The sequence below is a fragment of the Enterobacter sp. MGH 33 genome (assembly GCF_000534535.1).
GTDB lineage: Bacteria > Pseudomonadota > Gammaproteobacteria > Enterobacterales > Enterobacteriaceae > Enterobacter > Enterobacter hormaechei_C.
Map to the genome: position 1 here is coordinate 678,214 of NZ_KI973212.1, position 6,432 is coordinate 684,645.

4 protein-coding genes and 1 tRNA gene are annotated in these 6,432 nt (G+C 56.6%); 2 read left to right on the top strand and 3 right to left on the bottom strand.

Translation table 11 applies throughout. From position 1 onward, the window contains the following. Positions 1-35: 35 nt before the first annotated feature. The 3 genes from mscM to rsgA form a co-directional block, all read right to left on the bottom strand. Positions 36-3,359 (bottom strand): miniconductance mechanosensitive channel MscM, encoded by a 3,324-nt coding sequence (gene mscM / locus L379_RS20605; protein ID WP_017694680.1) that lies wholly within the window; start codon positions 3,357-3,359, stop codon positions 36-38. Positions 3,360-3,378: 19 nt separating this feature from the next. Next, the gene (gene asd / locus L379_RS20600) at positions 3,379-4,347 is read right to left on the bottom strand and encodes an archaetidylserine decarboxylase (RefSeq protein WP_026080660.1); all 969 of its coding nucleotides are present in this window, start codon (positions 4,345-4,347) and stop codon (positions 3,379-3,381) included. A gap of 97 nt (positions 4,348-4,444) precedes the next feature. Beyond that, positions 4,445-5,497: a small ribosomal subunit biogenesis GTPase RsgA gene (rsgA, locus tag L379_RS20595; RefSeq protein WP_003855964.1), complete on the bottom strand. Its 1,053-nt coding sequence runs from the start codon at positions 5,495-5,497 to the stop codon at positions 4,445-4,447. A 107-nt stretch (positions 5,498-5,604) separates the two neighbouring features. Here rsgA and orn point away from each other — a divergent pair, with 107 nt between their 5' ends. Together orn and L379_RS20585 are read left to right on the top strand one after the other, a co-directional pair. Beyond that, positions 5,605-6,150: an oligoribonuclease gene (orn, locus tag L379_RS20590; protein ID WP_003855965.1), complete on the top strand. Its 546-nt coding sequence runs from the start codon at positions 5,605-5,607 to the stop codon at positions 6,148-6,150. A gap of 196 nt (positions 6,151-6,346) precedes the next feature. Beyond that, positions 6,347-6,422 (top strand) — tRNA-Gly (locus tag L379_RS20585). Positions 6,423-6,432 lie beyond the last annotated feature (10 nt).

Genomic DNA, 6,432 nt, shown 5'->3' on the forward strand with positions numbered 1-6,432 from the left:
GGATTGACCCCCTCCCGACGGGGAGGGGGAAAGGATTACAAACTTCCCGCCGGGCGCGTACGCGCCGCTGACGTCAACGTTCTTCCCGTCTTACGTCCGTCCAGCGTTTCCAGACGCATCTGGAACGGTGGGAACGGCATATCAATACCGTGCTCGCGGAAGCCAGCCAGAATCAACTGGTGGATCTCATGGCGCAGCGGCATACGGTGTCCCATCTCGGCGGCGTAGATACGCAGCTCGAAAATCTGGATCCCCTGCTGCAAATCAACCAGGAACACTTCCGGCGGCGGGTTGTCGATTACCAGCGAACAGCGTTCAGCAGCCGTATAGAGGATCTGCGTTACCTCTTCGCTGTTGGCATCCGACGGAGCGGGGACGGTCAGCACCACACGCGTGACGGAGTCGGACAGCGACCAGTTGATAAACTGCTCGGTGATAAACGCCTTGTTCGGGACGATGATCTCTTTACGGTCCCAGTCGCTGATGGTGGTGGCGCGGGTGTTGATCCTGGTGACGCTGCCGGTGAGATCGCGGATGGTCACCGTATCGCCAATTCGAATCGGCTTTTCAAACAGAATGATCAGACCAGAAACGAAGTTGGCAAAAATCTCCTGTAAACCAAAACCCAGGCCTACGGTCAGGGCGGCAACCAGCCATTGCAGTTTTGACCATTCGATACCAATCATCGAGAAGCCAACCAGCCCACCAAACAGCATGATTAAATACTTGGTGATAGTGGTGATCGCATAGCCCGTGCCGGGGGTTAAATCCAGATGCTGCAACAGCGCCAGCTCCAGCAGGGCAGGGAAGTTACGGATCAGCTGCGTGGTGATGATCAGCACCAGAATCGCAATCAGCACGGCCCCTAAGGTGATGGGCTCCAGGCTTTCGACCCCCTGCACCGTGGACGTCACATCCCATAAAGAGATGTTCTCCAGGAAGCCAAACGCGGAGTGGATTTCCGACCACAGGAAGATCACCGACAGCAGGGCAACCAGCATCAGAATTGAGCGTACCAGCCGCAGGGACTGGGTACTGATCGCATCCAGATCCAGTTCGACGTCATCGGCGTCTGTGGTCCCTTCGGTGCTGTTGACGTGGTTCGGCTCTTCTTCACCCCGAGCGCGCTGGGCCAGAATTTCTGCGCGACGGTGTTTGGCACGGTCAAACGCCAGACGACGACGCTGGATCAGCATGCCGCGGCGAATAACATGGTAGACCACCAGCAGCAGGAACCAGATAGCCACCGACGTTTCCAGTCGGGCGAGCAGCGCCTGCGCCGTGGCGAGATAACCGACCGCTGCCGCCAGCATCGCCGCCAGCGGCGCGCTGAGCAGCAGGTTCCACAGCAGACGGTTAAACATGTTATCGCCGCTGCCGGTCTTGTCGAGATAGAGCGGGATCCCGGCGCGTTTCAGGCTGAGCGTCACTACCGCTAACGCTCCGCAGATCAGCATAAAGCACAGCCGTCCCAGCGAGCCGGAGAACTCCCGGTCATTGAGATTATCGAACATGATCAACGCCATAATCAGCGGCACAATCAGCCCGATACTCATCAGGTAGTAACGCATCGCCCGCGCAACGCGATTACGCGGCCAGCCAAAGTGAGCGATGAACAGACCATTTGGCCGCGCAAACGTGGCGCAAATCATCACCACCCACAGCAGCGGAACGGTGGCGGTCACGCCATCGCCAATCGCGACGGCAAGCGGGTAGGGCCAGGCTTCACGCAGGCCGTATCCGAGCGTCATCCACAGCACCGGCAGCGGAGACGCGACCAGAATTGACCAGAACACCGTACGCAACGTCAGCCAGAAGTGATCCTGGGTTACTTTTCCCACTCGGGCGCTGGAGCGCTCAAGGAAACGGGTGAAGTGACGACGGGAATAAATACTGAAGCCCACCAGAATCAGCGCCCCCAGCAGCGGGAAGATGGTCTCCTTGCTGGTTATCATCATTACGCTGGCGAGGCCCAGCTGGCTGAAGGTGTCCAATGAAATGAGGCGGCGCAGATCCTGCACAATCTCAATCGGCCAGGCGAAGGTCATCGGCCGCACGTCGGACGTCCAGAAAAGGTAACGGTGAGTGGCTTCGTTGACCTCTTTCAGCGCATCCTCCAGCTGGCTATTCGAGACTTTCAGCTTGGTCAGCTCAAGGATCAGCGTATCGCCTCCCTGCAACAGGGAATTGAGCAGTTCGCGCTGGGTGCGCAGCTGCGCTTCCAGAATACGACTTTGCTCGCCGGTGAGCGGCTGTCCGTCAGCCTGACGGATCTGGCGGATTTGCGGCTGCTTGTTGAGGAGATCTTCATAATGAAGACGCTGAACGCGCAGCTGCGCCATCTCCGTATCAAGCTGCTGCGGTTTTGGCATCTCTGGCAGACGAGCCACCTGCGCGCGTAACGCTTCGCCCAACAGGTTAGACGAGCCAAGCCACTGGGACTGTTCACGCAGCGTGTTAAGCGCCTGACGAACCTGGAGGGTTTGATTGGTGGCCTGACGCTGCTGCGAGGCCACCAAATCCATGCGCTGCGCCTGCTGATTCAGCGCGGCAGAAAGCTCGCGGTTAACCTTAAATTGGGCGACGATGCTGTCGGGCAGGTTAGCACTGTTTTCGGCCAGTAACTCGGTGCTTTCCAGCGCACGTTCAGCTTCACGCTGACGCTGGCTGTTGAGTTGATTTCTCAGCGCCTGGAGATATGCATCCAGCTGCTGGCTCTGCTTCTGCGCCAGCTCAGAACGCATCCGCGACAGCTCCTGGCGGTTGTTAGCGGAAAGCTGCGCCAGCTCCAGTTCATCAACCAGCGCTTTTAGTCTGGCGGATTCCGCCTGCAACCCAAGATTTTGCGCCTGATTCTGCGGTGTGCTGCCTGTCTGCGTCCCGATGCGACGTTCCACCTCATTTAACTGACGGCGGGCATCGGTTTGCTGCTGTGGAAGCTGGCTGAGGGAATCGGCAATTTCACGCGCCCGTTCCTGCTCCTGCTGCGCCAGACGGCTTTTTTCCAGCAGCTGGCTGCTGACTTGCAGGATCTCCTGATTAAGCGCCTCGGACGTCATCCCCGCGGGGACCTGGCGTGGTTCATCGCGCAGGTTGTTTAGCTGCGAGCGCAGGGTCTGAGAGAGTTTGGGGAAGTTGTCGATAACCTGCTGATACTGCTGCGCGCGCTCAAGGGAACCCTTTCGTTCCTCAAGCGCGTTCAGTGCAGACTGGAGTGACTCAACGGTCTCCGGCTGAGCGGGTTTCGCCGCTTTTGCCTGCTCCAGCTCCTGGGTTATCTGTTTGGCGTCGGGGGCCGTCGCTGCGTACGCCCCCATGCTGAGGCACCAGGCCATCAGTAATACGATAATCGGGCGCACGTCAGCGATCCTTCTGTTGTTAGCCTTCGTCTTTTTTGTCGTCAACCAGCGGGCTGGCGTCGTGCTCGGCTTTGATCTCTTCTTCCGGCAACGGGGCAGGCGCAACCTCTGGCGTCACAAAGACCTCCGTCGATACTGCCAGAGGCTGGCCGAGTTTGGTCACGGACAGGCTTTCCAGCTCGTCGACCAGGTTAACTTTGCCCGGTGCGAACAGGTTGATGACCGTTGAGCCCAGCTTGAAGCGGCCCATTTCCTGACCTTTCAGCAGGGCCACAGAACCTTCTTCTTCGCCGGCAGGCCAGGTCCAGCGCTTGATCACGCCTTCGCGCGGCGGCGTAATGGTGCCCGCCCAGACGGTTTCGATGCTGCCTACAATGGTAGCACCCACCAGAATCTGCGCCATTGGGCCAAATTCAGTATCAAACAGGCAGATGACGCGCTCGTTACGGGCAAACAGGTTAGGAACGTTTTGCGCCGTCAGGTGGTTTACGGAGAACAGATCCCCCGGCACGTAGATCATCTCGCGCAGAATACCGTTACACGGCATATGCACGCGGTGGTAGTCGCGTGGGGAGAGATAGGTGGTCGCGAAAGTCCCGTTACGGAACAGATCGGCCATTATGTAGTTACCGGCCAGCAGCGCTTCAAGGCTGTAGTTATGGCCTTTCGCCTGCAAAATTTTGTCGTCTTCAATTTTACCCAGCTGGCTGATCACGCCGTCCGCTGGCATCACCAGCACGTTCGGGTCGGTATTCAGCGGGCGCACTTCGTCGCGCAGCGGACGCACAAAAAATTCGTTGAAGGTGCGGTAGCTTGCCGTATCCGGCTTCTGCGCTTCTTTCATGTCGACCTTGTAGTATTTCACGAACAGGTCGATGACCAGTTTGGTCAGCCAGCCCGCTCGTTTGCTCGCGCCCCAGCCCGCCAGGCGAGTGAGCCACAGTTTCGGCAGAATGTATTGAAGCGAAAGTTTAAATGAGTTTAACAAGGTAGCCTCCAGGCCATTGTTTTGTCGTTCCTGATCCGGCATTACGCTGCCGGAACCTGAAAAAAGGGGACGATTTTAGCGACGCTTAGCTTAGTTGTCAGTTATCAGAATCAGAAAAGTTTTTACGCGTTTTTACCTGGTCCATGCTTTCGAGAATACGGTGGTAATTTTCGAAACGGGTTTCCGCAATTTCTCCGTTCTCTACCGCTTCGCGGATAGCGCAGCCCGGATCGTTGTCATGTTTACAGTCGCGGTATTTGCAAGCGCCTAAATAGTCATGGAATTCGACAAATCCGTTAAAGATTTGTTCCGGCTCGAGGTGCCAGAGACCAAATTCACGCACGCCCGGGGAGTCAATTACGTCGCCACCGTGCGGGAAGTGATAGAGACGTGAGGCGGTGGTGGTGTGCTGGCCCAGGCCCGAGACGTCAGACACATCGTTGGTCAGGATCTCCTGCTGAAGGCCGAGCAGGTTGTTAAGCAGGCTCGATTTACCTACGCCGGACTGCCCCGCAAAGATGCTGATGCGGTCGGTCAGCGCATCTTCTAACGGCTTCAGGCCATCTTTGGTGCGGCTGGAAACCATCAACACGCGATAGCCAATGTTGCGGTAAATATCCATCTGCTCATTTACAAAGGCCATGGCCTCGTCATCCAGCAGATCGATTTTATTCAGCACGATGAGCGGCTCAACCTGTAGCGTTTCGCAGGCCACCAGATAACGGTCAATAATATTGAGCGAAAGCTCAGGCAAAATCGCCGAAACGATCACGATCTGGTTAATGTTGGCGGCAATGGGCTTCACGCCGTCGTAGAAATCTGGACGGGTCAGAACCGACGTGCGTTCATGCACGGCTTCTACGATGCCTTTAACCGTTACCCCTTCCGCCGCCTCTTTACCTGGACGCCAGACCACGCGGTCACCGGTCACCAGGGAACGGATGGTGCGACGGATATTGCAACGGTGGATATCCCCGTCGGCGGATTCGACATCGGCGTGCATGCCGAAGCGGCTAATCACAACGCCTTCTGTCGCTTCGCCAAACAGGTTGTCGTCGTAATCGGGCTTCTCCGTAGTGGTTTTAAGACGGCGCTGGTGATTTGCATTCACGCGGCGCTGCTGCCCTTTGGAGAGTTTATTTTTACTCAATCGCGCTGGCTCCTGGTCGCCCGTAGCGGGCAAAACCTCTATGATACACTCTAATTAATACTAGTTAACCTGCTACTGCCGGTTATGCGAGAAGGGTGGAAAATAACATGAGCGCGGACGAAAACAACCTGATTTGGATCGATCTGGAGATGACCGGCCTGGATCCCGAGCGCGATCGCATTATTGAGATCGCCACACTGGTCACCGATGCCAATCTCAATATTCTGGCGGAAGGCCCAACGATTGCCGTTCACCAGTCCGATGACCAGCTTGCGCTGATGGATGAGTGGAACGTGCGTACCCATACCGGCAGCGGGCTGGTGGAACGCGTGAAGGCCAGCACCCTGGGCGACCGCGAAGCGGAGCTGGCGACGCTTGAATTTCTGAAGCAGTGGGTGCCGGCAGGAAAATCGCCTATCTGTGGCAACAGCATCGGTCAGGATCGTCGTTTCCTGTTTAAGTACATGCCGGAGCTGGAGTCCTACTTCCACTACCGCTATCTGGATGTGAGCACCCTGAAAGAGCTGGCCCGCCGATGGAAACCGGAAATTCTCGACGGCTTCACAAAGCAGGGGACGCACCAGGCGATGGACGACATCCGTGAGTCTGTTGCGGAGCTGGCGTACTATCGCGAAAACTTTATTAAGCTCTGATTTTGCGATCCGGCGCCTTGCGTGGCCGGGTTTTTGTCGCTAAATTGTTCAGCTTGCCGATTAAATAAGCACTTGAACTGAATTTCAAAAAAATCGCTTTGAGGGGGGTTGCAGCTAAACGGATTTCTCGTATAATGCGCCTCCCGTAACGACAGAGAATTACACGTTACGACAGCAACAAAAGCAGTACAGATTTGCGGGAATAGCTCAGTTGGTAGAGCACGACCTTGCCAAGGTCGGGGTCGCGAGTTCGAGTCTCGTTTCCCGCTCCAAAATTTGAAA